This is a genomic window from Virgibacillus dokdonensis (assembly GCF_900166595.1).
Taxonomy (GTDB): Bacteria; Bacillota; Bacilli; order Bacillales; family Amphibacillaceae; genus Virgibacillus; species Virgibacillus dokdonensis.
Genome location: NZ_LT745763.1, coordinates 2,094,062 through 2,118,851 on the forward strand (window position 1 = coordinate 2,094,062; position 24,790 = coordinate 2,118,851).

Below are 24,790 nucleotides of genomic sequence, written 5' to 3' on the forward strand. Positions count from 1 at the left end.
AATGAATATTCGTTTAACTAAGCTAAAAGATAGTGATGCAAAAGCTCTACTAGTGTTTGAAGCGGAAAATCGTTACTTCTTTGAGACGATGGTGCCCAGTCGTGGGGATGCGTACTATATGTCTGAAAATTTCCAAACAAGACATAAACAACTTTTAAAGGAACAAAGCCTAGGAATTTCACATTTTTATTTAATAAAAGACGATCATGATTTCATATTAGGTAGAATTAATGTGGTTGATTTAAATAAACAACGCCGAGGAGAGCTAGGCTATCGAATCGGAAAGTCCTACACTGGAAAAGGAATTGCGACAAAAGGTTTACAGCTTTTCATGAAAGAAGTAATAAAATTGGACATTAGAAAAATACATGCTAAAACAACCAGTAATAATTTTCCATCTCAAAGTGTGTTACAAAAAAATGGTTTCCATTATGAAGAAACAGATGCGGATTCATTTATTATGAATGGTGAGAAAGTAAAGTTTATGTACTATTCATGGGAGAATGGTAGAGAAATCGTATGACATGCTATTTTTAAAACTAGGATTGAGCGTTTTATGCAATGGAGGAATTCTGCTTGCAAAAACGCTCTTTTATAAAGACTAATCATTGCTTTACACGTGTAGCACCTAAATACCGTTCTTGCCAATAAGAATTATTCATTTTGCTTACTTCAACACCTCTCGATTCTCCTGCATGTATAAAGCTACCATTACCGACGTAGATCCCCATATGAGAAGGACCAGGCTTATAGGTTTCAAAAAAAACGAGATCTCCAACAGATGGCTCAGAAATTGGTTGTGAAAAATTATAGATTTCACTAACTGTACGTGGAATGGTGATACCTTCTTGTTGAAAAACATACTGAATAAAACCACTGCAATCAAATCCACCTGGAGATGTTCCACCCCAAACATAAGGTGTTCCCATTTGGGATCGGGCTTTCTCTACAATACCTGAACCATTTATACCTGTATAAGAAGGTTTTTGAACGGTCTTTTGTTTTGTTTTTTCTTTTGGTTCCGTATTCGGTTCTTTATTGGTAGCAGATAATGTTGGTTGTTTTTCTGTTGGTGTGGGTGGAGGGTCTATGATCAATTTCAAGTCATGCTTATTTTCAGCAATTTCTAACGCTTGCTTTGTTAGCGGGCCATATATGCCATCTAATTCACCTTCATAGTACCCAAAATATTGTAAGGATTTTTGTACAAGTTTCACTTTTTCGTTATGCATACCAGGCTGAATTTCTTTAGCAAAGGTTTTTAACTGCTGTTTATATTGTTTTTGCTCATTCTTTACGATAGCTGTTAATGTCTCTTTTTTTGCATTTCCGTTTATAGATAGCTTATGATTTGCTTGAAAATTTTTAATCGCATGCTTCGTATAATATCCAGACATTCCATCAACTGGTTGGTCAAAATACGATAATGTATGTAATTTTTTTTGTAACAAACGAACACTCTCACCGTGTTCGTCAATTTCTAACTGATCTGATTTAAATAAGATTTTATTTTGCAATTCAGGATATGCGTCGACATAATTTACAAAAGGCTGCGTCATTACAAAGCCATAGAGTAAAGATGTTTTCATAATTTTTTCCACATTTCTATTCATACACAGAACTCCCCTCCAATTACACTCTTGATGCAAGCAACTTTTGGCAAATTGGCGTCATGTGGTCTATTAATAGAAATATGTAGTTTTCAGCTAGTTATGAATTACGTTTTGATTACAAATGATTGGGTCAAGCTTTTATGTTACAATAAAACAGATAAGATGGAGTAGTTTGGAGGAATAATTATGATCATTGGTGAAGAAGCTTATTTAAACCTATGCCAACATATTTTGACGAATGGCACGAAAAAAGGGGACAGAACCAATACAGGAACCTATTCTGTATTTGGTCATCAAATGCGCTTTAATTTAGAGGAAGGATTTCCTTTATTAACGACAAAACGGGTGCCTTTTCGCTTAGTGGCTAGTGAACTTCTATGGTTTATTAAGGGAGATACAAATATTCGTTACCTGTTAGAGCATAATAACAATATATGGAACGAATGGGCTTTTGAGAAATGGGTTACTAGCAGTAATTATTCTGGGCCCGATATGAGTAATTTCGGTAATCGTTCTCAGGGAGATACTAATTTCAAAAAACAATATCAAGAGCAAATGGAAATTTTTAAAGATAAAATTTTAACCGACAATGCTTTTGCGAAGAAATATGGAGATTTAGGAAATGTGTACGGCAAGCAATGGCGTAAGTGGAAAACATCGCAAAATGAAACCATTGACCAGTTAAAAGATGTGATAGATAATATTAAAGACAATCCAAACTCCAGAAGACATATTGTCTCTGCTTGGAATCCGGAAGATTTACCATCCATGGCGCTTCCGCCATGTCATACATTGTTTCAATTTTATGTAGCGGATGGAAAGCTTTCGTGTCAATTGTATCAACGAAGCGCCGATGTATTTTTAGGAGTTCCGTTTAATATTGCTAGTTATGCGTTACTAACCTATCTAATTGCACATCAATGTAATTTAAAACCAGGGGAGTTTGTGCATACACTTGGAGATGCGCATATTTACCTGAATCATGTGGACCAAGTAAAAACACAACTGACGCGAGATATAAAACAAATGCCTCAGTTAGAAATAAATCAACAAAAAGCATCTATTTTTGATTTTGAATTAGATGACTTTAGAATTGTTGGATATGATCCTCATCCTACAATTAAAGCACCTATTGCTGTATAAAGGAAAGGAGATTGTTGTTACGAATGATATCATTACTTTTAGCGATGGATAAAAACCGTGTAATTGGTTTAAACAATGGCCTTCCCTGGCATTTGCCTAAGGATTTACGTTTTTTTAAAGAAAAAACGATAAATCAAACAGTTATTATGGGTAGGAAAACATATGAATCAATAGGGAAACCACTTCCGAATCGTAGAAATGTAATACTAACCAAAACAAAGAGGGACTTCCCAAAAGATATTGAAGTTATCCATGATTTACAAACTGTTTTACAGTGGAATGAAGAGCATCCAGAACAAGAATATTTCATTATTGGTGGCGCACATGTTTTTGAACAAATATTACCGAAAGCAGATCGTATGTATATTACGTGGATAAATCATTCCTTTAAAGGTGATACATATTTTCCTTCTTTTTCTGAACAGGATTGGGGGGTAACTTCAAAGGTAAAAGGAGAAAAAGACGATAAAAATCCTTATGATTACTATTTCTTACAATATGATAGAAAATAATGAATTGATTGCAATGTGCACGTATAATTGAGGTGTTTCTATTTAATGTAACTTTGGTTAATAATACATCGATACATTCCTTTAAAATAGAAAAATTAAAATTGATACTATTTAAATTTTGCTTCAAACAAGCGGATAATAAGGGATGCTTAGAAGCTTGTTTTGCGATAGAAAAACATGTTACACTTAAAGCGCTTATAGAATAGTGATGTGCATATATAAAAATAAGTTATGATCCGGATAATTACTTTTAAGAAGAGATCATCTAAAGAGGGTGGAAAAATGTTATCTAGCATTGGTTTCCCAGGACTCATTTTAATATTGGTCATTGCTTTAGTTGTTTTTGGGCCGAAAAAATTACCTGAGATCGGTAAAGCAGCTGGACAAACTTTAAAAGAGTTTAAAAACTCGACTAATGACTTAACGAGTGATGTGAGAGATGAGTTTAGAGAAACAAAAGATCTAATTACAAACAATAATCATGATCGGTAATGGGGAGTGAGGAGAATGTTTCAAAGTATAGGTATTCCAGGGCTTATTCTAATTTTAATTATTGCATTAGTAATCTTTGGACCATCGAAGCTACCTGAAATTGGTAAAGCATTCGGAAACTCATTAAAAGAGTTTAAAAATGCGACAAAAGATATTGCTTCAGACGATAACGATAACGCATCAGATAAGAAGGAAAACCCTACATCAAGTAAAAATTAGCAAGCGAAGATGTAAGGAAACTCCTTACATCTTCTTTTATGTGAAATGAGCACTTATACGAGAACTTACATAGTCTTTCACATAGTCATTTTATACATTTATAGCTTAAAGCTCTTAATGCGGGGCAGTAGGGGGAGTAACATGATGTCTGACAATCAACCAACAGAAGATAAAGAAATGAATTTAACAGGCCATCTCTCTGAGCTAAGAAATCGAATTATTGTAACAGCAATTTTTTTTATTTTGTTTTTTATAGTTGGTTTTGTTTTTGCAACGGATATATATGATTTTTTCCAGCAAGATTTATCCTTTAAACTTACCGTCATTAGTCCCGGTGAGATTATTTGGATTTATTTTACTTTAGCATCTGTAGTTGCTATTGCATTTACATTACCCATTCTAATTTTGCAAATATGGTTATTTGTAAAGCCAGGATTAACAAAAGGTGAACAAAAAGCAACAATCGCTTATATACCAGCTGTATTTTTCTTGTTTATTGGTGGACTGGTCTTTGGCTATTTTATGTTTATTAAACTTATTCTTCCATTTTTGCTTTCACTAAATGACGGTATGTTTAATGAAATGTTTACAGTAGATAAATATTTTCGCTTTTTACTGCGTGTAACACTTCCATTTGCTGTGTTGTTTGAAATTCCGGTAATCGCTATGTTTTTAACAGCATTGGGGATTTTAACGCCACAATTTATGAGAAAAACGAGAAAATATGCCTATTTTATTCTTATTATTATTGGCACTATCGTTACACCACCAGATTTCGTTTTACAACTTGTTGTTGCTGTTCCATTAATTCTACTTTATGAACTAAGCATTAATTTAGCTTCCATCGTATATCGAAAGAAGCAACGAAAACACGAAGCTTTTATGAACAACGCTGATTTATAGGGAAGGAGGAGGCCAATTGCGCTCCTTTTATCATTATTTAATGACTTACAGAGGAAAAAAACAACCAGATGATCAATCACATTTAGCGGATTGGGCATTCCAAGATCATCATTTCCCAAAACACGCTACAAGCTACAATGAAATAAGTAATTACTTGGAATGGAATAGTCCTTTTCCAACAGCTTTAACGGTTTTTGATGAATTGTGGGAAGCGTACGTTATGGATAATTAAAAACTGGCGTAGCGTCAAATCTTTATGTTAAATTTAACAGTATATTAAAATTGTATACTGTGTACCCTTAACTAGATGGTGGGGATTCCCTGGGAGCTTTGAAGGCTTCCTAAAAGCTTGAGCTTATCGCTCAAGCTTTTTTAAATTTTGTGTTCGTTGCAAAATATCCTTTACCCGCCTTATTATATTAAAAAAATAGCAAGAATTCGTGTCTAGCAACTTACTATTAAAAAAGAGATGCAATTATATATCTTAAAAGAGAGGATTCTACTGCTGTAAGTTGACATTGACAAACCTCAGCCTTAAAATTATATTGACCGATCGATATAATTAAGAGGTGATTAAAATTGAAATCTAAAAAAATGAATACAAAAGAGAAATTGATTCAAACAGCTTCTCGCCTTTTTCAATTACAAGGTTATCATGGAACTGGAGTTAAGCAAATTGTGGAAGAAAGTCATTCGCCTAAAGGTTCCTTATATTATTATTTTCCAGGTGGAAAGGAACAATTGGCAATCGAATCTGTTTATGCAACGGCGCAATTCATACGTATCAATATTCAAGAAAATTTAAATAAAGAAGATGATCCAACAAAAGCAATTCAATCATTCATTTATAAAATAGCTGAAATCTTTCAGAAACAATTCAGGCTTGAAGGAGTTCCCATTGCATCTGTAGCTCTGGAGACTTCTTTAATTAGTGAGCCTTTGAGAAAAGCGTGCCAAGAAGCATATATCAGTTTTCAACACCAATTTACAGAAAAATTAATTCAAGCAAAAGTAGCACAAAATAGGGCATGTGAATTAGGAATTGTTATTAATTCAATGATTGAAGGAGCTTTTCTACTATCCTTTACAATGGATAGTGCAGAACCATTATTGTTAGTAGCTGAACAAATTCCATTACTTTTACAACAATGTCATTAATTTAGAAAGAGGGTATACTTATGAAAGTTTTAGTAACAGGCGCTTGTGGTAATGTAGGAAAATATGTGGTTCGTGAACTTCTTCAAATGGGAGAACATGTTGTGGCTGCTGGAACCAATATAGAAAAGCTTAACCATTTATTTGGAGGAGATGTTGAAAAAGTAATTTTAGATTTTCAAGATTTGAAGACGTATCAACAGGCGCTTCATGATGTAGATCGCTTGTTTTTAATGCGCCCACCACACCTAGGTAAAGCAGATGACCTGTTCCCATTTATAGATGCAATGAAACAACATCATATTCAATTTGTATCTTTCTTATCGCTTATGGGAATAGAAAGAAACACCATCCCACCACATCATAAAATGGAGAAATATATAGAGTCAGTAGGTATACCATATGGACATATTCGCCCTGGGTTCTTTATGCAGAATATCTCAGGTATTCACGCAGCTGAAATTAAAGAAAAAAAGCAAATTTTTATACCAGCAGGGAAAAGCAAGACGAGTTTTATTGATGCAGAAGATATCGCTCTTTCTGTAGCGACTATTTTGCACGATCCTGGCAAGTATGAGAATACAGCCCATACCATTACCGGGTCAGAATCACTTGATTATTACCAAATAGCCGATATTCTTACAAAGGTTACTGGAAGCAAAATTACTTATGCAAAACCAGGTTTTTTGCGATACAGAAATTATTATCTAAAAAAAAGAAGGCTGAATAAATCTTATGTAAATGTCACAGTTGCGCTATATTTCATGACTCGATTAGGTACAGCAAAACATATCACCACCGATTTCACCAAATTAACTGGGAAGCAACCGTGTACGTTTGAAGATTTTTCAAGAAAACATATCAAGTGCTTTAAATAAACGAAGAGGGTTAAAAGATAACTTGAAAGAACTGAGTGTGCGGGACACTCAATTAAAGGGGGATGACAAAGCTATCATCATGATGACATTAAAAACGGTATGATAATTTCAAACAAACGTTTGATTAAATTATTAGCACACTTGTTTTAATGCTGTTTTTCAGCAATATTCGGCAAGTAAAGGAGAGTACATTAAGAAAACTGTAATTATGTGCGGTTGCCCGGGAAATATTTTATTTAGTGAATTGATTGAGCATCAAATTAATGAATGATGTTTTTCGTTTATTTGATTACAGCTGAGCCTACACTATTTTTATAACTTAACGTACACTATTGATAGGTGATTTACTTAAAGAAAGGAGTATGATCATATGGTATTTTCGCCAAATCAATCGGCTAATTTCCCATTTCATATGCAGCAAGGTCCTCCTATGAGACCAAATATGCGAGCCTTTACCCCTCAACAAAGTTTTTCTCGCGCACCATTTCCATCTGGTCCTTTCTCTGGGGGGCTTCTGCCAGGGGGACAATCATTTCCTAAAGGAGGGAAATTACAAAACTTATTGAGCCTTTTTCAACCACAAGCCGGTGTAAATAATGTTGGTGGTGGATTTTTAAGCAAAGGGGTTGGTGGCTTAAGTGGCGCACTGGATAATGTTCAGCAAGTATTAAATGTTGTACAAAACGCAGCTCCTATTGTGCAAGAATACGGACCAATGGTAAAGAATCTGCCTAGGATGTATCGGATGATGAAAGCTTTTAATTCATTTAATGATGAAGATATAGAAGATACAGAGAAAGGCAATACGGAAGCACCTTCTGATGATGATTTATTAAATACAAGTACTGTTCAAGCAGAAGATTCAGCAGGGAAGCAAGAAGAGGATAATCAACAGATTGGAAAGTCTGTACCAAAGTTATTTATTTAATTTAAATGCTCCTAACTTGATTTTTTCTTCTATAAAGTGAAGAATAGAAGAAAATGCGTCTAAGAAGGGGATGAAAATGATGAATGCTACAGCTACAGTAAAAGAATATGCAACCTTTGCTGGAGGATGTTTTTGGTGTATGGTAGAGCCGTTTGATCAACGTCCTGGAATTATCCGAATTACAGCTGGATATACAGGAGGGTCTGTGGAGAACCCAACGTATGAAGAAGTATGTTCTAATGCAACAGGACATGTGGAGGCAGTTCAAATTGAATTTAATCCAAGTATTATTAGCTATAAAAAGTTATTGGATACATTCTGGAAACAGATAGATCCAACAGACCCTCATGGTCAATTTAATGACCGTGGTGAGTCTTATACAACGGTGATATTCTATCATACAGACCAGCAAAGACGAGAAGCAGAAGCTTCCAAAAAGGAACTAGAAGCTAGTGAAAAATTTGCTAAACCAATTGCGACTAAAATTGTCCCTGCCAAAACCTTTTATCCTGCAGAAAAACACCATCAGGATTATTATAAGAAGCAAGGCTTTCATTATCGTCTATACAAAAAGGGTTCAGGTAGAGAGGATTTTATTAAGAAGCATTGGAAAAACAGATACGATCAAAATGAACTAAAACAAAAGCTTACACCTATACAATATCATGTGACCCAAGAAAATGGCACAGAACCACCATTTCAAAATGAATATTGGGATAAACAAGAAGAAGGGATTTATGTAGATATCGTTTCTGGTGAACCATTATTCTCATCTAAGGATAAGTATGATGCTGGTTGCGGTTGGCCAAGTTTTACTAAGCCTATAGACCGTTACCACATTGCAGAGAAAACGGACATATCGCACGGAATGATACGTACAGAAATCCGCAGTAAGGAGGCAGACTCGCATTTGGGACATGTATTTGAAGATGGTCCCAAAGATCAAGGAGGCCTTCGTTATTGTATGAATTCTGCTGCTATGCGCTTTATCCCAAAAGATAAGTTGGTCGAAGAAGGCTATGGAGAATATGTAACCTTATTCACTGATTGAGTTAACTACAATAATATTATGTAAACAAAAGGAGTAAAAAAATGATTCATTTAAATTGGGAAAACCAAAAATCGATTAAGCAATTAAAATGTGTTCATGCAAATGCAAAAAAGTTTGTAGTGAATAACAAATTAACACCTGGAAAGATATATGATGTAAAAAATGAAACAGATGAGTTTTATTTTATTATTGATAACAGTAAACGCATCGGCGGATTTCGAAAAGAATATTTTGAAGAAGTAAATTAACAAGAAAAGTTTATAAAATGACTAGTTACTCGTAGTGACTTTTTGCTAAAGTAAACCAACGCTTGTTGACAACTAGCAAAAAATAACCACAAAAACAAACTAGTTAAGTTATGAGTGGTTATTTTTTGAGTTAGAAACCACAGCATTACTAATTAATGTTTGAAATTCCCAGTATTGAATTACTTCACTTACGATATTGCTTTCATTTTTTATAGCAAATGCGTTATAATAATTAGTACAATAATAAATAACTACATAATAACATTCGTCTTAATGGATTCAAGAAGGAGGAGAGCCGTTTTGGCTTTTGTAATTACATCACCATGTAAAGAAGAAAAATCGGGAGAATGTGTGGAAGTATGCCCTGTTGATTGTATAGAAGAAGGAAAAGATATGTTTTATATTGACCCTGATATATGTATAGATTGCGGTGCATGTGAAGCTGTATGCCCTGTAGAAGCAATTTATATGGAGGATGAAGTTCCTGAAGAGGAAACAGAATATATAGCTTTAAATCGCAAGTTTTTTGAAGAACAATAAATGAATAATAAGCAAGCTGTAATCATTCAGCTTGCTTATTTGTATCTAAATAGCACGTAAACTCTTCATTTTGTTACAATTTGTTTTAAAGACTTAAACTCACATTTCTTTAAATTTTGTTAATTAAGTCTTGGCCAATTAGCAAAGCTTCTACAAAAATGAAATGCACTACGTTTATTTGACAGAAAAAGTTGAATAACCAGCTTCATTATAAAGTAATTTTTGATCAATATGAGTTACTTTAATAAAGGGATTCAATCCGTTTATTAAAGCGCCCATAAACTTTCTTATATGAGCTTCATTGCCTTCAGCTTCTAATTCAACCGTGCCATCCTCCTTATTTTTCACCCATCCGTGAACATCTAATTCAAGAGCTTTCTGTTTAGCAGAATAGCGAAAACCCACGCCTTGCACTCTTCCATGAAAAATCGCATGTATACGCATACTTATCACCTCAGTTACAATTATCCCTTTATACTAAAGTTTAAACATATTTTTCGATTAAAACCTAATTTTCATGTTCATACTAGTTAGTACATTTGGAATAGATATGACTTCAGCTTGGATTTTTTCTGTGTCTTATCTAATCCCATATAGAAAACATTATTAAACAAGAGAAGCAAAGTAGCGCACTCAGTAATGCCCCATTTTAATGCACTTTTTGAACAACCTCGATAAATAAAATAAAAAATGTTGAAAGGGAGTGAAGATGATGGTTGATAACCACTTGCCGAATCACTCACAATCATTTTGGCGTGAAACATCTACAATACCTAAATATCCATCCTTAGATACCTCCATTCAAACAGAAGTTGGGATCGTTGGAGGAGGAATAACCGGAATTACAACAGCATATTTATTATCTAAAAAAAATGTAAAAGTTACATTAATTGATGCGAATCCAATTTTAAAAGGAACAACGGGTCATACAACAGCTAAAATTACTGCACAACATGGTCTGATTTATGATGAGCTTATACAGCACTTTGGTATAGAACAAGCTACTCTTTATTATAAAGCTATGGATGAGGCTAAGCAATTAATTGAAAACAATATAAATGATCTACAAATAGATTGCGATTTTTGCCATGAAGATGCTTTTCTTTACACCAATCTAGATTCTTGGAAGCGTGATTTAGAAAAAGAAAAGGATGCCTATGACCAAATTGGTATTGAGAGTGAAATAACAAAGGATACCCCCCTAAAATTTCCGATGAAATTAGCTTTACAAATGAAGAATCAAGCTCTATTTCATCCGTTAAAGTACTTAAGCGAATTACTAAAAGAAAGTATAAGGAATGGGTTAACGGTCTATGAAAATACAGTAGCTGTAGATATTGAAAGTGATCGCTCAAACCCCTCCATTATAACGAAAGATGGTCATCGTATAAAGTGTGATTATATTATTGCTGCATCTCATTTTCCTTTTTATGATCGAGACAGCTTTTATTTTACTAGAATGTACGCAGAACGTGCTTATGTGCTGGCGATGCAATCTAAGGAAAAGTATCCTGGTGGAATGTACATTAATGCAGAATCACCAACAAGATCTGTTCGCACTACAACATGGAAGGGAAGAGATTTATGGTTAATAAGTGGGGAAAATCACAAAGCTGGCCAAGGTAAACCTATGCACGAACATTTTAAAGCATTACAATCATTTACGAATGAAAACTTTGAAGTAGCATCATATGATTTTCGCTGGTCAGCGCAGGATTTAACAACATTGGATAAAGTTCCTTATATTGGTCGTATAAAAAGTTCAACACCTAACATACTCGTTGCGACAGGGTACCGTAAGTGGGGAATGACGAACGGCACCGCTGCTGCAAATATGCTAACAAAGATCATTGTTAACAAAGCAAGTGAGTATACGAAACTTTTTGATCCGGCCCGATTTAAAGCAGATCCCACGATAAAAAAGTTTGTGAAAACGAATACAGATACAGCTAAGCAGATGGTGAAAGGAAAATTAGATAATACGAATAACCATTTGGATATTAATCAATTGCAAGCAGATCAAGCAACCGTTACACGAATTAATGGAAATCGAGCTGGTGTCTATAAAGACAAGAAAAACCAAATATATATTGTTGATACAACATGTACACACTTAAAATGTGAAGTCGAATGGAATTCCGGAGAACGCAGTTGGGATTGTCCGTGTCATGGTTCAAGATTTTCATATACAGGCGAAGTTTTGAATGGACCTGCGAACAAACCTTTAAAACATATCGATCCAAATAAATTAAAGTGAAGAATAAAAATTACTATGAGATTTAATAGCTCATAGTAATTTTTATTCTTGTCTCAATATCAAGAGAATACTTTAAAATTGAGATAAAAATAACTGTTTTCCCAGTAACTTCCGATAATATATATTATGTAAACCAGTATTTTAAAAAGCACTATAATTGCTTCTTCCCCTCGCTGGTTTATTTTTTCTATTTGGGAAACTTCCCAATTCCCCTTATGTAAACGAAACACATCTATAGCGACTGATTTGCCTACACCTGCTCTCCGAAACTTTTCATAATCAGAAATTGAAAAATAGGATTTAGTTTCTGTTCTATCAATTTAATTAAGACAAATCCAATGACACATTTTTTGCTTTTTAATATGCCACACTTAATTGGAAAATAAATCTGCTGATCCCATTGTCGTTTTATTTGAAGAAAAAGTGTATCAATTTATTAATTGAAAACTGTACCATCCCAATTTAGCGGTCACAAACATATAACTTTCTGTAAATGTTGATGCAAATAGAATATAGAATTTAGAGTTAATAATTATAATAAGACCTTTAAGTGCAAATTACCGCTTATGTTCCTATAATAAGCAGAATATATATAAATGCAAAAGTAAACGTTGCGGTCATCGTAATTACATCCATTGCTTTTTCAATCTTAGTGAGCCTTCTTTGTTTTTTAAGCAATTTGAGTTGGCGATAATACATAATACTTGATATAAATATTAACATAAATGCTAACGCTTTTAAATTTTCTAGAAAGATAAGCAAATAATCAGCCTTCTACTCTAATTATTGATAAAAAACACAGAAGTCTTCTAAAATAGAAGACTTCTGTGACAATTGGGGTGCGTGAAAAATTAAAAATAAATTTGCATACATAAATGTATAATGATCTTTTCTTCAAAAAAGGAGCATTTTTAAATTTTAATAGAAAATAACCTTTATTTTATTAAGACTTTTCAACTTCAATTGGGTTTAATGTAGGATTAGGTTGAAGTGTTGCTGTCTGATCATATTGAACATTTAAAAATACCAAACCACCTATAAGAAATGTACCACAAACTAATAATTTTAAGACTGTTTTTTTCACTTTCCTTCTCCTCCTTTATAAATTAAATAATTTCTCATAACTGCTATTAGCTAATTTATAATATTGTAAAGATGTTTTATACTTACCACTTTTCTCTAAATGGTTACCTAACATTTTTGCATAAAAAGCTAAATACTCATAATTTCTTTTTTTCTCTAGGTAAGGTATAAAATCATTAGCTAATACAGATATAAATTGTTTAGTTTCTCCATTTAATAAATGTGTATATACTTTGATAACATAGTCGTGTAAATCATCAGTATATTCGTTATAATCATTAATATATGTTTTCAAAACTAATGTTGTTTGATCCAAATAGTTCTTGGCTTTTTTATAATCCCCAACTAAATAAAACTCTTGAATTAATCGAATTAGGGATACTAATTTAGTTTTTTCTTTAAAGTTATTATTTTGTATTGCAATTAGATAATGTTCGATTGCTTTTTCTGAATTTCCAGTTATTGAATGCAGGTAACCCAGATTGTAATGTGCTAGATGAACTACATCTTCATTGTTTTTTAATTCTCCCAATTGTAATGCCAAGTTATAATTTTTGGTAGCCTTATCTAAATTCTTAATTCTATGGTGCGCAATCCCCAATAGGATATGGCATTGAGCACAGCGAATAAAATTGTAGTTTTTTTGAAAAATTCCCATTGCCTTTTTTGCATATTCAATACTCTCAAGATCATTCCATAATTTACTATGTTCTATAGATATGATATATTGCAGATCTGCTGTTTCATGTTCTTGAATATTTGCAAAACTGATAGTTTCTTCTGCTAATTTATAATGTTGTATAGCTTGATGGTGGTACGTTTTAAATGAGTAATAGTTTCCTTGAAATTTATGCCAATAATATTTATGTATAGGGTTAAATGAACTTGCCATCTCATGGAGTTCGTTAATTTTACATAATGCTTTTTTAAGATCCCGCATAATACAGTAATAACGAATTTTATGAATCTCAAACATGAGTGTCTGATCATTAATACTTCGGCCCAGCAACTGCTGCAATTCTTCATATATTTCTGATATTTTCTGTTTATCGAATCGGTCATAAAGCATTCCGTACCACTCTTGACATTTTTCTTCAATTTCTACATCTAGCTTTTCCGTAAGCTCAATCTCTAATCGGTTACAAAGCAATTGAATAATTTCAGGACTAGCTTTTGTCTTCTTATTTTCTATTTTTGATAAGTAGGATAATGAAACAATGCCTTCTGACAATTCCTCTTGTGTCATATTGCGCTTGGTTCGCTGTAATTTGATAATAGAACCTATATCTATCAATTTATCACCTACCAATCTCCCATTAATCTGTTATGTATCTAGTATAATTGTAACATAAATCCCAAAAATGCCTATTGGGAAAATAATTAGATTTTTTAACTAATTTCATAACGAATTGCTATGATTAATTAATTAGTTTTCCTCATATAGGAAAATTGCGGTAATGAATCCTTTTTATACCTAAAACAAGAAAAAGCATGTTTAAGTTACAACTTTAAAAATAATTCAAGATAAAAATATGTTAAATAAACCTGCACCAGTGATAGATCTGATTATTTTGATTGTTTTTCTGTCTTTTAACCAACAAGAACCTTTCTTTATAAGCTTTATTATTTGCTGTTAATGAAAAAACTACTCATCATAAAACAATACTTCTCGTCGAATCCCTTCTTGTTTGAACCCTAGTTTTTCATACGATTTCCTTGCTCTTGTATTAAAGTCAAAGACCTCTAATTCTATTCGATGTAAATTTAATTGTTCAAATCCATAGTTTATTAATTGTTCCATTGCTTCTGTCCCATATCCATTACCCCAATATGCTTTGTTAAATATAGCAATTCGTACGGAAGCATGTCTATTTTGCCAGTCAATATCACTCATTGCTATATCGCCAATGCATAGATCATTCTCTTGTAGACAAATTAACAGATCCATTCTAGTCTGATCATTAGCAGCAGAGGTAATAAACTGTTCTACACCTTTAAGACTAAATTTAGCTTGTGTTCCTGTAAACCGTCTTTCTTCATGATCCCAAAGATTTGCATACAACATGGGGACGTCTTCGTCTTCATCTTCAATCGGACGAAGATATATACGCCTTCCTTCTATAAATTTTATTGGCATTTCCATGTATTCACCCCTTCTCTTTTATCTTAGAAATAAATGCTTTACTGTTTTGTCTAAATGTAAAATTATTTTTTTATCTTTATGAAACAGTTCCTACTTTCACTCAAAAACACTAAAAATTACTGTTCCTGCGAACAATAGGTATTCCAATCTCCAGATTTAATATACATTTCACACATAGATTGATTTTTTCCTTCTATATACACAAATGCGTCCAATTCCCCCTGCTTTGTAAAGACAGTTTGTATCATGCGTTCATACAAGTTATCATTTGCTTCACAGCTTGTATATCCTTCCAGTTCATCTAAAAGATGTAATCCAGCTTTATCAACTTGGTACAGCTCACCATACACTGCATCCAATTTATCGATCTTATGTAAGACGGGATAGCCTCTTTTCGTATCAAACAGTGTCCCTTTTACCCAACAATACTCTGAAATACAAATTGCTCCGCTTAATACATGATGGTTAGCTTGATTTTTTCGTAATGTACCATAACAAAATACGTAATAAGTTGTCATTACATTCTCCCTTTTATACAAATTATACCAAAATAATTTTGTAATGTTGTGGTAATTAAGTCTTAACTGCACAAATTTTTAAATTTTTCTTAAAGTAAACCAGATATGTTTAGTGTAGTAAATAAATCGATTTCAAACAAATGAAATGATAATCATTATGATACATATAGGAGTGCTATTGAAGTGCGTATTTTCAATAATAAAAGCTGTAAGCCACCATAATCTTTTTATTTTTAAAGAATAAAACAATATGTACTGAAAAAAAGAGGTTGACTCAATAGAAAATAGCCCACAGCTTCATGATCTGCGCCCTGTCAAGTAGACAGTTAAAAAATAAAAAATTATGCCACAGCCTGGCGCCGGTATTCTAATGGTGCTAGGCTGTTTAATCTCTTTTGGTATCGTTCCTCATTATAAAATGTAATATACTTATCAATATCTTTTTCTAGCTCCTCAAAGTTCTTGTAATTCTTTAAGTCATAGATTTCACATTTAAAATGACCAAAGAAGCTTTCAATTGGTGCGTTATCAATACAATTACCTACACGTGACATACTGCGTTTCATCCCAGCTTCTGCCGTAAGATAACGATATTCCTTTGATGTGTATTGTGAACCACGATCGCTGTGAATTAAAGGGGCTGCATCGGGATTTGCCTTTATAGCTTCTTTTAGCGTGTTCATAACCAAAGGATTGTCATTATAGCGCCCAACCTGATAGGCGACAATCGAACCGTCATAAAGATCTTTAATAGCACTTAAATAAGCCTTGTTACCAAAGCCATACGTCAGATGCGTAATATCCGTTACCCACTTCTCATTCGGATTCTCCGCAGTAAATTCACGATTCAAAATGTTTTCTTCAATATTGATATAGCTTGTCTTTGTGGAATAGCCATTCGAGCGACGAATATGCGATTTTAAGCCCATTTGAATCATTAAGCGTCTAATTCTTTTCTCGTCATATTGTTTCTTATATTTGCGATTGATCACCATAGTTATTCGACGATAGCCGAAGTTACCGTTATACTTTCTGAATTCCTCTTTCACTTTTTTCATGAGCCACTCATTTTCCCTTTGTCCTTCTGTAGGTTCATGTTTCAACCATTTATAGTATCCAGATCGGGATACATCTAAAATTTCACAGAGTAATAGAATGGGTATTGTTGTCTCCTTGTGATAGTCATGAATCGCTTGAAATTTAGCTAGATGTTTACCTAGTCGCGCTGTCCCATCCCCCTTTCGATTTCCTTCAACTTTTTTAATAAGCCATTCTCCGCCTCTAAATACTGATTACGGTGTTCCAATTCTTTAATACGAAGTTGTAATTTCTCCTCTTCGGTAAAGCTAGCCTTTGTTTCTAGTGTTTTTCCACGACGATCCTGAAGACCCTGTTTCCCATCTTTTTCATATTTACGCAGCCAGCTATATACTTGTTGATAAGAAACGTTATACTTTTTAGCCGCCTCATGATAATTGTGCTCGTTCGCAATCGTATATTGCACAATTTCAATGCGTTCTTGAAGTGTGGTTTTACGCCCTTTTGTCATGGTTTCTCTTCCTTTACTAGTAGATTTTATCTCTTTCCCACTAGTATACTGGTTTATCCATTGACGTAAAACCGAATTAGATGAAATATTAAACTTCTCACAAGTCATTCTCAGACTGCCTTCTCCATTTAGATAAAATTCAACAGCTTCCCTTTTCAGTTCGCCGGAATACTTCTTCCATGTCCTCGCTTCCTTTAAACCATCCACCCCATCTGCTTCGTATTTACGCACCCATGAGTTAATCGTAGTACGGTCAACAGCGTATTCTTTAGCAATCGTACTGACAGACGCCATCCCCTCAATCACACGTAATACCGCCTCGATTCTTTCATCTAACGTATGTTTACTTCTTCTTTTAGACATAGAAAATGCCCCCAATATCGTAGTAAAGAGTTTTTATTATTTCTCTGTCTACCATATTGGGAGCATATCATCATATTGAACGAGGGCTATTTTCTAACTATTGCTTTTTTGATAGTATGAAACGTTACTATAATTTGTTTAAATAGTCACGTTGGAAGATACACATACGTAACACATCGTGATACCTTCCATTTACAAAAAATTCTTCTTTTAAATCCGCTTCTACATAAAATCCTAGCTTTTTATAAATATGAATAGCTTTTTCATTTTGTTTATCAACAATGAGATATAATTTATGCAAGTTTAATGTTGAAAATGCATAGTCCATTGCTAATTGAGCAGCTGGAAGAGCGTAGCCATTACCTTGATGTTTTGGAGAAATTATAATTTCAAACTCTGCGTTTCTATGAACAAGATAATCAATATAAGCAATATCTACTAAGCCGATTCTTTCTCCTTTACTTTCTACTATAAACCTCCGTAAATGCTCATCCTGTGCATGTTTTTCATACATTTCCTTTAATCTTGCAAACGAGTAGTATGGTTCTTCAAACCAATAAGACATAATAATTGGGTCGTTTACCAATTCATGAATAAATGGTAAATCCTCTTCCTCTAAAGGCCGTAATCGTAAATCATGTTCCACTTTTCTATATACCTCCACAATTAATTTAAATAACGACAAATTCTTTCAATAATTCTCTCCATCTAATTATATATGTTTACCTATAGAAAGAAAAAGATACTGCATTTCTACTTATTTATAAATAGCATTTTTCCAGGTTTGAAAGGCTTCTTCAACTAGTTGCAAAATGATTGTACAGCATCATCGTTGCTACATTTGATTATCCTCAGTATTTCAGAAATACTCTCCTGATCATTATTTTAATCGTCCTTTTGCAAGAACAATAGGTTTTATGTCACTCATTGTAGCTTTGTATAACATGATATTTCCTGTTTGTTGTCTTCCATCGTTAATGGCTTCAGCATCAAAATTTTTATCTAATGCGATCGTCCATACAGCTTGATTCTCTTTCATTAGAACAATAGCAAGCGTCCCGTATTGAATAGTCTCCTCCCAACTAAATGTCTCTGAAGTGCCGTTTGTTATAACGGTAATTCCTTCTGGATGATTGATCACCTCAACTCCATCACCACGCCATTCACCAGACGTAACCGCTCCAACTTCATAATAAGATGTCCCATCCCCACGATCTCCATAGGTAGCTATAAATTGCTGTAAATTGTCATCTGAGGTTTTGTAAGTAACTGCCGCTATATCATTTGCTAACCACTTTATCTTGGGTGAACTTTTCAAGTCTTCTGGAAGCGTTTGGTGAGGCATTGCCAAAATGCCGAATCTTGAACGATAATATGTAGCTGTTTGCGTGTTTGTCTGCTTTTTTATAACTAATACTTCTTTAAAATTAGGTGAAATGCTAATGATATTTCTTACTTGCTGATTAGTTGAAACAAGCATCCAAGTATTTACAATTGCAAATAACCCTAAGCAAACAACGACAAAAAGCCTCCACATCTTTGACAGACCTAGCAAAAACAAAAGCGCTAACGATAAAAAAACAGCAAAGCTTATATTAAAAAAATAAAATAGACGATTATCAGTATATTCTACCTGAGGATAAATAGTAGGAAGAAATAAAAAAACAATCTGGCCACAAAATATCAGACCCGCTAATAGAAACAGCAGCCAACCTGCTATACGTAATTTACTCTGTTTCAACAGGATCCACCTCCGATACAAACTCCCATGTTTCTCCGCCGTCCATTGACTTAAACTTACCTTTTACATTTCCACCTTTATAATCCCCATTTGGCCCTTGCCTAACTAGCATAGTTAGTTCATTACCATTTTTTTCAGGAGTTTCAGCAATTACAAAATGAAGTGTGTATGTATCTGGCACATAAACTTTTGCTTGTTTCCATGTTTGCCCAGCATCCTTCGTCACATAAAGCTGCGGCTCTTGAGGGTTAATAGTACCATAAGACAAAAAGCCAGTCCGTTCATCAACAAAGCCCCCATCTGCAATTAACCTTGAAATATTAGGACTTGATGTTTTTTTCCAGCTTTTACCGCCGTCAAAAGTAAGATGGACACTGGAATATTCCTGAGACATAGTTCGATTACCTGAAAGAATGGCATAACCAAAATCATCATTCAAAAATGCTATTTTCCGAAATCGAATAACTCCATAATTATCAACAATAATTGATGTGTTCCATGATTCCCCTTTGTTTAAGGAGTATGTTATTGCGACGTCCTTGTCTCCTTTCGGATGCAAAAATACCGTTCTCTCCTTAGTAAGTATGTAACTTTGCGGAATCAGTTCATCCTTCCTTCCATTGTAATCTCCAGCAAACAAAAGATCTCTTTCTATCGGAACACGGATCCAATTCTCCCCTTTGTTATAGGTTATAAACAGTTTTTCATTGTCAATAGCATGATCGACAACCTGATCTGTGACTAATGAATCCGTTATATTATCATTTTCATGAGGATCACCTCCTTCTGAATGATCTGTTTCATCAGTATCCATCATTAAAGTGGTTTGATTACTTTGCTGATAAATAATTGTAGCAATAATTAAACCGACCAACATAAGAGCGGACAAACTGGTCAAAAACGCTTTCATGAGGATTACCTCCTTTCTTAAAAGTAAGTTTATGCTCTAAATAACGAAAAAGTTCATCCCAAATTGCTAGCAATAACATATTATAGACATTTCCATATACAAAACTGCTACCCCTATTAATCTAGTATTATAAAAGCTTAAAAATAGAATAGCGTTATACCTATGGCAATAATCATAATATCGGCACATACATGGATGATCCACGAAAACCAAATTGTCTGGTTTCTCTCATTTACCTTATGAAAAACTATGGCGATCCCCCAAAGTCCTACAAAACAAGTGATAATTAAACTAGGGCTAAACCATAAGGCAATCATGGGTATATGGTAAGTTGCAAATAGCAAAGGGCTAAAAAAGTATCCGATTTTCCTGGGTAATTGAAAGAAAATAAACCCGCGAAAGAAGTACTCCTCTAACAAAGAATTAATAAAAGTAATATAGATGCCAACGAAAATAAACCCCGTGGCGCTTATACCTAATCTTCCAGTTATATCTCGCTTGATTTGGCTAACTGAGAAATAAGGAGATAGAAACAAATAAGCAGCTAAAACGACGGAGGCAGATAATGCTCCAAGAAAAAGTAAGAGTAACCGATCTCTTCGGTTCATTTTATCTAAAGTTAGAACATCTCTAAAGCGAAAATCGCCAAATAGACGAGCGTATAACCACATTCCAAGAAAAAACAACGTCATTTTGCTTAATGATTTAACAACATAATTAACATCCATTCCATGCTCCACAAAGGCAAGTAAGGCACATATTAGACTAGAAACACTGATAATATAAGCTGACTTTTTCATTGAAGTTCTCCTCAGAAGTATTTGTGCAAAAGGATTTCACTTCTTTTATTTATTGAAGCTATTATAAGTAATGAAAATACAAAACGATTATCCTAGTTATGCTTATTTTAACATATAAAAGCCAACGATGACGAAGCTTCGTTGGCTTTTATATGTTAATAATGCATAGATACGTGTAGTTATACCTTAGCTCTATTTTCCAATGAAAGATGAAGAAAAAGTTTGCTTATCGTTAAAAAAGCACCATGTCGGAAGTATTTATTTTGGTTATAGCAAAACCTTAACATCTTTATGAGAAATAGCGTCAGCGATGATACATAAAAGGATACCAATTTTATTCCGCAAATAAATTCATGCTTAAATAGCGTTCTCCAGAATCCGGAGCAATACAAACAACTTTCTTTCCTTTTCCAAGACGCTTAGCTGTTTGGATAGCTGCATATACCGCAGCAGCACCTGATAGACCAATAAAAATGCCTTCTTTTTGTCCAAGTTCTTTAAACAATTGAACTGCATCATCATCTGCAATTTGCATAATTTCATCGTAAATAGACGTATTTAAAATCTCTGGTATAAAACCAGGGCTTGTGCCGACAAGCTTATGCTTACCAGGCTTTCCTCCTGATAAAACAGGAGATCCTTTTGGTTCTACTACAGCGATATGGATGTGTGGAAGCTTTTCTTTTAATACTTCACCTGTACCAGTTACTGTTCCTCCAGTTCCTGCAGTACATACAAAAGCATCTAGCTCACCTTCCATTTGCTCAAGTATTTCCAAAGCCGTTGTTGTTTTGTGAATATCCGGATTGGCCATATTTTCAAATTGTTGTGGAATAAAACTTCCAGGATGTTCTTTTTGTAACTCCAACGCTTTGTTTATTGCACCAGGCATCTTTTCTTCACTAGGCGTTAAAACAACTTCTGCACCATAAGCTTTAAGAATATTCCTTCGTTCAGCAGTACTATTATCGGGCATGACAATGATCGTTTTATACCCTTTTGCCGCCGCACTCATTGCTAATCCAATGCCAGTGTTTCCACTCGTAGGTTCAATAATAGTATCACCTGGTTTCAATAATCCTTTTTCCTCCGCTACTTTAATCATATTATACGCGGCTCTATCTTTTACACTTCTACTGGGATTATACATCTCTAGTTTCACATATACGTCTGCAGCATGGTCAGGAACAAGTTTGTTTAATTTCAACATTGGCGTGTTTCCAATTAATTGACTAATATTTTCTACTACACGCATTTCCCCATCCTCCTTGTTAAACAAGTACTTTAAGAAAGTGATTGTTTCAACGACTTTTCCATTTTTATATGCGGGTTTATAGCAATAAGTGCTTGTAAAAATTGTTGTTTGTCTAGCGGTGATATACTTGTTACGTTAAATTTTCCACAATGCAATACAATTCGGTCAAGTGATAAAGCTGGCGCAGCAGCTAAAGGATTTTTTTTCGCTTGAAAAACGACTTCAATCTCTTTTATATTTATCGTTTGACGAACAGGCCCATAGCGAATTTTAAGTTTTTCACCAATAATCCGATAATCCGTGGCAAACCAAAACCATAATAAGAACACAATTAAAGGAAGGATTAGTAAAATAGACAACCCGTTTCCTGTAATTATCGGTATAAAAAATCCTATTATAGAAATCCCCCATAAGAGAACAGTAATCCATTGATCCTTCTTGGAAGGAAACACCATATATTTTCCTCCTGTATGTTTTTTATTCATTATAAAGGGAATACAACCTTTTTTCCAACTATACCTATTGGATTAACGTATGTACAGAATCGGCTTCGTCCCTTATAGAGAGTTTAAAGCAATACAGAAGTGTTCGATTTAATGACACTTTCATTTTATATTGAATAAACACGCAACAATAAAAGATCCCAATTCCTTTGTCAAACTTAAGAAATCGGGATATTACTTTATAAAGAAAATCACCTATATAAATGATGTGTTGGATGAAACAAATCTTCCTCTGTTTTTCTTACAATGGAAAAGTTTTCAACATTGTAATGTCCATGCAGAGTATTATTATGATGCTGGATAATTTGCTCTGCATGTAAAATATCGCTTCCTGTTGTAGAATGTCCATCACCTACTAATGTAACATCTAACCCATTAATCGTAGCTGTTCTGACTGCGCTATCAATACAATGCTGGGTCGTACACCCCATCATAACTACATGTTCAATTTCTTCAGATTTAAAGTAATTTAAAAGTCCAGTTCCATAGAAAGAATTTGTTGCGGTTTTATCAAAGAATGTTGTATTTTTAGGTATATGGATTTCCTCATGCACTTGAAAACCCTTCCCTTTGCCTTCTGCAACATCTAAATCCCTAACAAAGACAACAGAAATATTTAATTTACTTGATTTTTCAATGAACTATTGATATTTCTAATTAATTCCTCTTTTAAAAAAACGGCTCCATATTCTTTGTTTCCCTCTATTAGCTCTTGTTGTGCATCAATGATTAATAAAATTTGTTTCAAATAATGCCCCCCTTTCTTATTTTAGCAAACGATATCTTAAAGAAACATGTCCCTAGCTTCGTATTCGCTACGTCAATATTTACATGGTTAATTATACTATCTACCTCCTTAAATCAACTATTTGACAATATATTGAAGATTGAATTTTTATGATAGTTTAAATGTTACCATAATTAGGTGTTAAAGAACATTTTTTATAGTATGTGTTATGTTACTTTTATCTTTTTTAATGAGGCACAAATGAAGAAAGGAATTTCAATATTCTATCATAAAGCTAATAATTCTTCCCAACCATTCATAGGTCACTAACAAAACTATTTCACTTGCTAGTCTATATTATTAAGAAGAAAGTCTCTTTTCGAAAAAAGTTTAAACAGTAGCTAAGTTAACACATATGGAACGCGTACTTGTTTTTTTAAATACTAGTCATCAGAAAATTTCAATTGTGCACGATGGTTAAAGAACGCTTTGTATGTTAAATGGAGAAAAATTACAACAGTAATTGAAACAGTTCCTGCTACACCAAGCATAATTGCAATCTGATACTTCACAGCACTGACAGGTGATGCTCCAGCAATAATTTGTCCTGTCATCATACCAGGTAAGAATACAATTCCCATACCGACCATTGAATTAATAGTTGGAAGCAGTGCAGAATCAAAAGCTTCATTAATAATCGAATTGGATGCTTCTTTTGGCGTTCCACCTAACATTAAAGCTGCTTCTACTTTTTCTTTTTGTTCTCTCATACCAATAAGTAATTGGTTTACACCTAAAGTAATACCAGTCATCGCATTACCGATGATCATGCCACCAATCGGAATAAATAACTGTGGATCATACCAAGGATCTAATTGAAGAACAACGAATAAAAAATAAGCCATACTCACAGATATGCCTAATACCATAGCTAACGCAATCGTCTTTTTAACAGATATATGAATGGCTACGGTTGCACGTTTATACACATTATAGATAGCAAATCCAAGCATAAATAAAACAATGACTGAAGTGATCGCTGGATGCGGATTTTCAAACACAATCATTAATAAATAACCAACTAAAACCAATTGCACTGTCATCCGTACTGTGGAAATAACAATTAATTTTTGCCTCGGGATACCTTTCACACGAACAATAACCCATAAAATAACAATAAAAACATATGCGAATAGTAATTGCCAAAAAGTTAAATCAATAGAACTTGGCTCGCTCACTTTGTATTCCCCTTTCCATAC

At 33.7% G+C, this 24,790-nt stretch carries 28 protein-coding genes and 1 pseudogene; 14 read left to right on the top strand and 15 right to left on the bottom strand.

What is annotated here, in order from left to right:
* Position 1: 1 nt before the first annotated feature.
* On the top strand, positions 2-523 hold the full coding sequence (locus tag B2C77_RS11380; protein WP_077703707.1) for a GNAT family N-acetyltransferase: 522 nt from the start codon (positions 2-4) through the stop codon (positions 521-523).
* 82 nt (positions 524-605) lie between these two features.
* Here the strand turns inward: B2C77_RS11380 and B2C77_RS11385 are convergent, their stop codons facing one another.
* Positions 606-1,613, bottom strand: a complete 1,008-nt coding sequence (locus B2C77_RS11385; protein ID WP_077703709.1) for a C40 family peptidase — start codon at positions 1,611-1,613, stop codon at positions 606-608.
* 186 nt (positions 1,614-1,799) lie between these two features.
* On the opposite strand from B2C77_RS11385, the gene B2C77_RS11390 reads away from it, so the two are divergent.
* The 12 genes from B2C77_RS11390 (at position 1,800) to B2C77_RS11445 (ending at position 9,682) form a co-directional block, all read left to right on the top strand.
* Positions 1,800-2,756: a thymidylate synthase gene (locus B2C77_RS11390; protein ID WP_077703712.1), complete on the top strand. Its 957-nt coding sequence runs from the start codon at positions 1,800-1,802 to the stop codon at positions 2,754-2,756.
* Positions 2,757-2,779: 23 nt separating this feature from the next.
* Positions 2,780-3,268: a dihydrofolate reductase gene (locus B2C77_RS11395; protein WP_077703715.1), complete on the top strand. Its 489-nt coding sequence runs from the start codon at positions 2,780-2,782 to the stop codon at positions 3,266-3,268.
* A gap of 282 nt (positions 3,269-3,550) precedes the next feature.
* Complete coding sequence (locus tag B2C77_RS11400) at positions 3,551-3,760, top strand: twin-arginine translocase TatA/TatE family subunit (protein ID WP_077703718.1); 210 nt, start codon at positions 3,551-3,553, stop codon at positions 3,758-3,760.
* A 15-nt stretch (positions 3,761-3,775) separates the two neighbouring features.
* Positions 3,776-3,979: a twin-arginine translocase TatA/TatE family subunit gene (gene tatA, locus B2C77_RS11405; protein WP_077703721.1), complete on the top strand. Its 204-nt coding sequence runs from the start codon at positions 3,776-3,778 to the stop codon at positions 3,977-3,979.
* Between the two features lie 144 nt (positions 3,980-4,123).
* The gene (gene tatC / locus B2C77_RS11410; RefSeq protein ID WP_077706893.1) at positions 4,124-4,882 is read left to right on the top strand and encodes a twin-arginine translocase subunit TatC; all 759 of its coding nucleotides are present in this window, start codon (positions 4,124-4,126) and stop codon (positions 4,880-4,882) included.
* A 16-nt stretch (positions 4,883-4,898) separates the two neighbouring features.
* Positions 4,899-5,114: a YozE family protein gene (locus B2C77_RS11415; RefSeq protein WP_077703724.1), complete on the top strand. Its 216-nt coding sequence runs from the start codon at positions 4,899-4,901 to the stop codon at positions 5,112-5,114.
* Between the two features lie 347 nt (positions 5,115-5,461).
* Positions 5,462-6,040, top strand: coding sequence for a TetR/AcrR family transcriptional regulator (locus tag B2C77_RS11420; protein ID WP_237342731.1), 579 nt, complete (start codon positions 5,462-5,464; stop codon positions 6,038-6,040).
* A 20-nt stretch (positions 6,041-6,060) separates the two neighbouring features.
* Complete coding sequence (locus B2C77_RS11425) at positions 6,061-6,915, top strand: NmrA family NAD(P)-binding protein (RefSeq protein ID WP_077703727.1); 855 nt, start codon at positions 6,061-6,063, stop codon at positions 6,913-6,915.
* Positions 6,916-7,285: 370 nt separating this feature from the next.
* On the top strand, positions 7,286-7,843 hold the full coding sequence (gene vrrA, locus B2C77_RS11430; protein ID WP_077703729.1) for a VrrA/YqfQ family protein: 558 nt from the start codon (positions 7,286-7,288) through the stop codon (positions 7,841-7,843).
* Positions 7,844-7,919: 76 nt separating this feature from the next.
* On the top strand, positions 7,920-8,894 hold the full coding sequence (gene msrB, locus B2C77_RS11435) for a peptide-methionine (R)-S-oxide reductase MsrB (RefSeq protein ID WP_237342733.1): 975 nt from the start codon (positions 7,920-7,922) through the stop codon (positions 8,892-8,894).
* A 41-nt stretch (positions 8,895-8,935) separates the two neighbouring features.
* Positions 8,936-9,142 carry a DUF6501 family protein gene (locus B2C77_RS11440; protein ID WP_077703734.1) on the top strand — a complete coding sequence of 69 codons (207 nt, stop codon included), beginning with the start codon at positions 8,936-8,938 and terminating at the stop codon, positions 9,140-9,142.
* 300 nt (positions 9,143-9,442) lie between these two features.
* Complete coding sequence (locus B2C77_RS11445; protein ID WP_073004058.1) at positions 9,443-9,682, top strand: DUF362 domain-containing protein; 240 nt, start codon at positions 9,443-9,445, stop codon at positions 9,680-9,682.
* A gap of 174 nt (positions 9,683-9,856) precedes the next feature.
* Here B2C77_RS11445 and B2C77_RS11450 read toward each other — a convergent pair whose 3' ends face one another.
* Positions 9,857-10,126 (bottom strand): acylphosphatase, encoded by a 270-nt coding sequence (locus tag B2C77_RS11450; protein WP_077703737.1) that lies wholly within the window; start codon positions 10,124-10,126, stop codon positions 9,857-9,859.
* 268 nt (positions 10,127-10,394) lie between these two features.
* Here B2C77_RS11450 and B2C77_RS11455 point away from each other — a divergent pair, with 268 nt between their 5' ends.
* Complete coding sequence (locus B2C77_RS11455; RefSeq protein ID WP_077703740.1) at positions 10,395-11,939, top strand: FAD-dependent oxidoreductase; 1,545 nt, start codon at positions 10,395-10,397, stop codon at positions 11,937-11,939.
* A gap of 943 nt (positions 11,940-12,882) precedes the next feature.
* Here B2C77_RS11455 and B2C77_RS21680 read toward each other — a convergent pair.
* The 13 genes and pseudogenes from B2C77_RS21680 to B2C77_RS11520 form a co-directional block, all read right to left on the bottom strand.
* Positions 12,883-13,023, bottom strand: a complete 141-nt coding sequence (locus B2C77_RS21680) for a hypothetical protein (RefSeq protein WP_164085524.1) — start codon at positions 13,021-13,023, stop codon at positions 12,883-12,885.
* A gap of 15 nt (positions 13,024-13,038) precedes the next feature.
* Entirely contained in the window at positions 13,039-14,331 is a 1,293-nt protein-coding gene (locus B2C77_RS11465) for a helix-turn-helix domain-containing protein (protein WP_141130718.1), read from the bottom strand.
* A 336-nt stretch (positions 14,332-14,667) separates the two neighbouring features.
* On the bottom strand, positions 14,668-15,165 hold the full coding sequence (locus B2C77_RS11470; RefSeq protein ID WP_077703748.1) for a GNAT family N-acetyltransferase: 498 nt from the start codon (positions 15,163-15,165) through the stop codon (positions 14,668-14,670).
* A gap of 116 nt (positions 15,166-15,281) precedes the next feature.
* A complete protein-coding gene (locus B2C77_RS11475; protein WP_077703751.1) occupies positions 15,282-15,683 on the bottom strand; it encodes a gamma-glutamylcyclotransferase family protein in 402 nt (133 codons plus the stop codon).
* A gap of 341 nt (positions 15,684-16,024) precedes the next feature.
* A protein-coding gene (locus B2C77_RS11480; protein ID WP_141130719.1) for an IS3 family transposase occupies positions 16,025-17,595 on the bottom strand; the annotation gives its coding sequence in 2 pieces (ribosomal slippage) (positions 16,025-16,932 and positions 16,932-17,595; 1,572 coding nt in all).
* 127 nt (positions 17,596-17,722) lie between these two features.
* On the bottom strand, positions 17,723-18,241 hold the full coding sequence (gene speG / locus B2C77_RS11485) for a spermidine N1-acetyltransferase (RefSeq protein ID WP_077703755.1): 519 nt from the start codon (positions 18,239-18,241) through the stop codon (positions 17,723-17,725).
* 234 nt (positions 18,242-18,475) lie between these two features.
* Positions 18,476-19,336 carry a hypothetical protein gene (locus B2C77_RS11490; RefSeq protein ID WP_077703757.1) on the bottom strand — a complete coding sequence of 287 codons (861 nt, stop codon included), beginning with the start codon at positions 19,334-19,336 and terminating at the stop codon, positions 18,476-18,478.
* Positions 19,323-20,246, bottom strand: a complete 924-nt coding sequence (locus B2C77_RS11495; protein ID WP_077703760.1) for a WD40/YVTN/BNR-like repeat-containing protein — start codon at positions 20,244-20,246, stop codon at positions 19,323-19,325. Before B2C77_RS11495 ends, B2C77_RS11490 begins: the two co-directional genes overlap by 14 nt.
* Positions 20,247-20,383: 137 nt before the next feature.
* Positions 20,384-21,046, bottom strand: a complete 663-nt coding sequence (locus tag B2C77_RS11500; RefSeq protein WP_077703762.1) for a CPBP family intramembrane glutamic endopeptidase — start codon at positions 21,044-21,046, stop codon at positions 20,384-20,386.
* A gap of 334 nt (positions 21,047-21,380) precedes the next feature.
* On the bottom strand, positions 21,381-22,301 hold the full coding sequence (gene cysK / locus B2C77_RS11505; protein ID WP_077703765.1) for a cysteine synthase A: 921 nt from the start codon (positions 22,299-22,301) through the stop codon (positions 21,381-21,383).
* A 29-nt stretch (positions 22,302-22,330) separates the two neighbouring features.
* Positions 22,331-22,786: a PH domain-containing protein gene (locus tag B2C77_RS11510; RefSeq protein ID WP_077703767.1), complete on the bottom strand. Its 456-nt coding sequence runs from the start codon at positions 22,784-22,786 to the stop codon at positions 22,331-22,333.
* Positions 22,787-22,995: 209 nt separating this feature from the next.
* Positions 22,996-23,552, bottom strand: a pseudogene (locus B2C77_RS11515) (isochorismatase family protein).
* A 422-nt stretch (positions 23,553-23,974) separates the two neighbouring features.
* Positions 23,975-24,769: an ABC transporter permease gene (locus tag B2C77_RS11520; RefSeq protein ID WP_077703770.1), complete on the bottom strand. Its 795-nt coding sequence runs from the start codon at positions 24,767-24,769 to the stop codon at positions 23,975-23,977.
* Between the last annotated feature and the right edge of the window lie 21 nt (positions 24,770-24,790).

What these genes read in the sequence shown, in the direction of transcription:
- msrB (WP_237342733.1), top strand. Translation starts at nt 7,920, where the DNA reads ATGATGAATGCTACAGCTACAGTAAAAGAATATGCAACCTTTGCTGGA.
- B2C77_RS11455 (WP_077703740.1), top strand. Translation starts at nt 10,395, where the DNA reads ATGGTTGATAACCACTTGCCGAATCACTCACAATCATTTTGGCGTGAA.
- B2C77_RS11385 (WP_077703709.1), bottom strand. Translation starts at nt 1,613, where the DNA reads ATGAATAGAAATGTGGAAAAAATTATGAAAACATCTTTACTCTATGGC.
- tatC (WP_077706893.1), top strand. Translation starts at nt 4,124, where the DNA reads ATGTCTGACAATCAACCAACAGAAGATAAAGAAATGAATTTAACAGGC.
- B2C77_RS11425 (WP_077703727.1), top strand. Translation starts at nt 6,061, where the DNA reads ATGAAAGTTTTAGTAACAGGCGCTTGTGGTAATGTAGGAAAATATGTG.
- B2C77_RS11500 (WP_077703762.1), bottom strand. Translation starts at nt 21,046, where the DNA reads ATGAAAAAGTCAGCTTATATTATCAGTGTTTCTAGTCTAATATGTGCC.
- B2C77_RS11390 (WP_077703712.1), top strand. Translation starts at nt 1,800, where the DNA reads ATGATCATTGGTGAAGAAGCTTATTTAAACCTATGCCAACATATTTTG.
- B2C77_RS11510 (WP_077703767.1), bottom strand. Translation starts at nt 22,786, where the DNA reads ATGAATAAAAAACATACAGGAGGAAAATATATGGTGTTTCCTTCCAAG.
- B2C77_RS11450 (WP_077703737.1), bottom strand. Translation starts at nt 10,126, where the DNA reads ATGCGTATACATGCGATTTTTCATGGAAGAGTGCAAGGCGTGGGTTTT.
- B2C77_RS11395 (WP_077703715.1), top strand. Translation starts at nt 2,780, where the DNA reads ATGATATCATTACTTTTAGCGATGGATAAAAACCGTGTAATTGGTTTA.
- cysK (WP_077703765.1), bottom strand. Translation starts at nt 22,301, where the DNA reads ATGCGTGTAGTAGAAAATATTAGTCAATTAATTGGAAACACGCCAATG.
- vrrA (WP_077703729.1), top strand. Translation starts at nt 7,286, where the DNA reads ATGGTATTTTCGCCAAATCAATCGGCTAATTTCCCATTTCATATGCAG.
- B2C77_RS11470 (WP_077703748.1), bottom strand. Translation starts at nt 15,165, where the DNA reads ATGGAAATGCCAATAAAATTTATAGAAGGAAGGCGTATATATCTTCGT.
- tatA (WP_077703721.1), top strand. Translation starts at nt 3,776, where the DNA reads ATGTTTCAAAGTATAGGTATTCCAGGGCTTATTCTAATTTTAATTATT.
- B2C77_RS11495 (WP_077703760.1), bottom strand. Translation starts at nt 20,246, where the DNA reads ATGAAAGCGTTTTTGACCAGTTTGTCCGCTCTTATGTTGGTCGGTTTA.
- B2C77_RS11475 (WP_077703751.1), bottom strand. Translation starts at nt 15,683, where the DNA reads ATGACAACTTATTACGTATTTTGTTATGGTACATTACGAAAAAATCAA.
- B2C77_RS11440 (WP_077703734.1), top strand. Translation starts at nt 8,936, where the DNA reads ATGATTCATTTAAATTGGGAAAACCAAAAATCGATTAAGCAATTAAAA.
- B2C77_RS11380 (WP_077703707.1), top strand. Translation starts at nt 2, where the DNA reads ATGAATATTCGTTTAACTAAGCTAAAAGATAGTGATGCAAAAGCTCTA.
- B2C77_RS11400 (WP_077703718.1), top strand. Translation starts at nt 3,551, where the DNA reads ATGTTATCTAGCATTGGTTTCCCAGGACTCATTTTAATATTGGTCATT.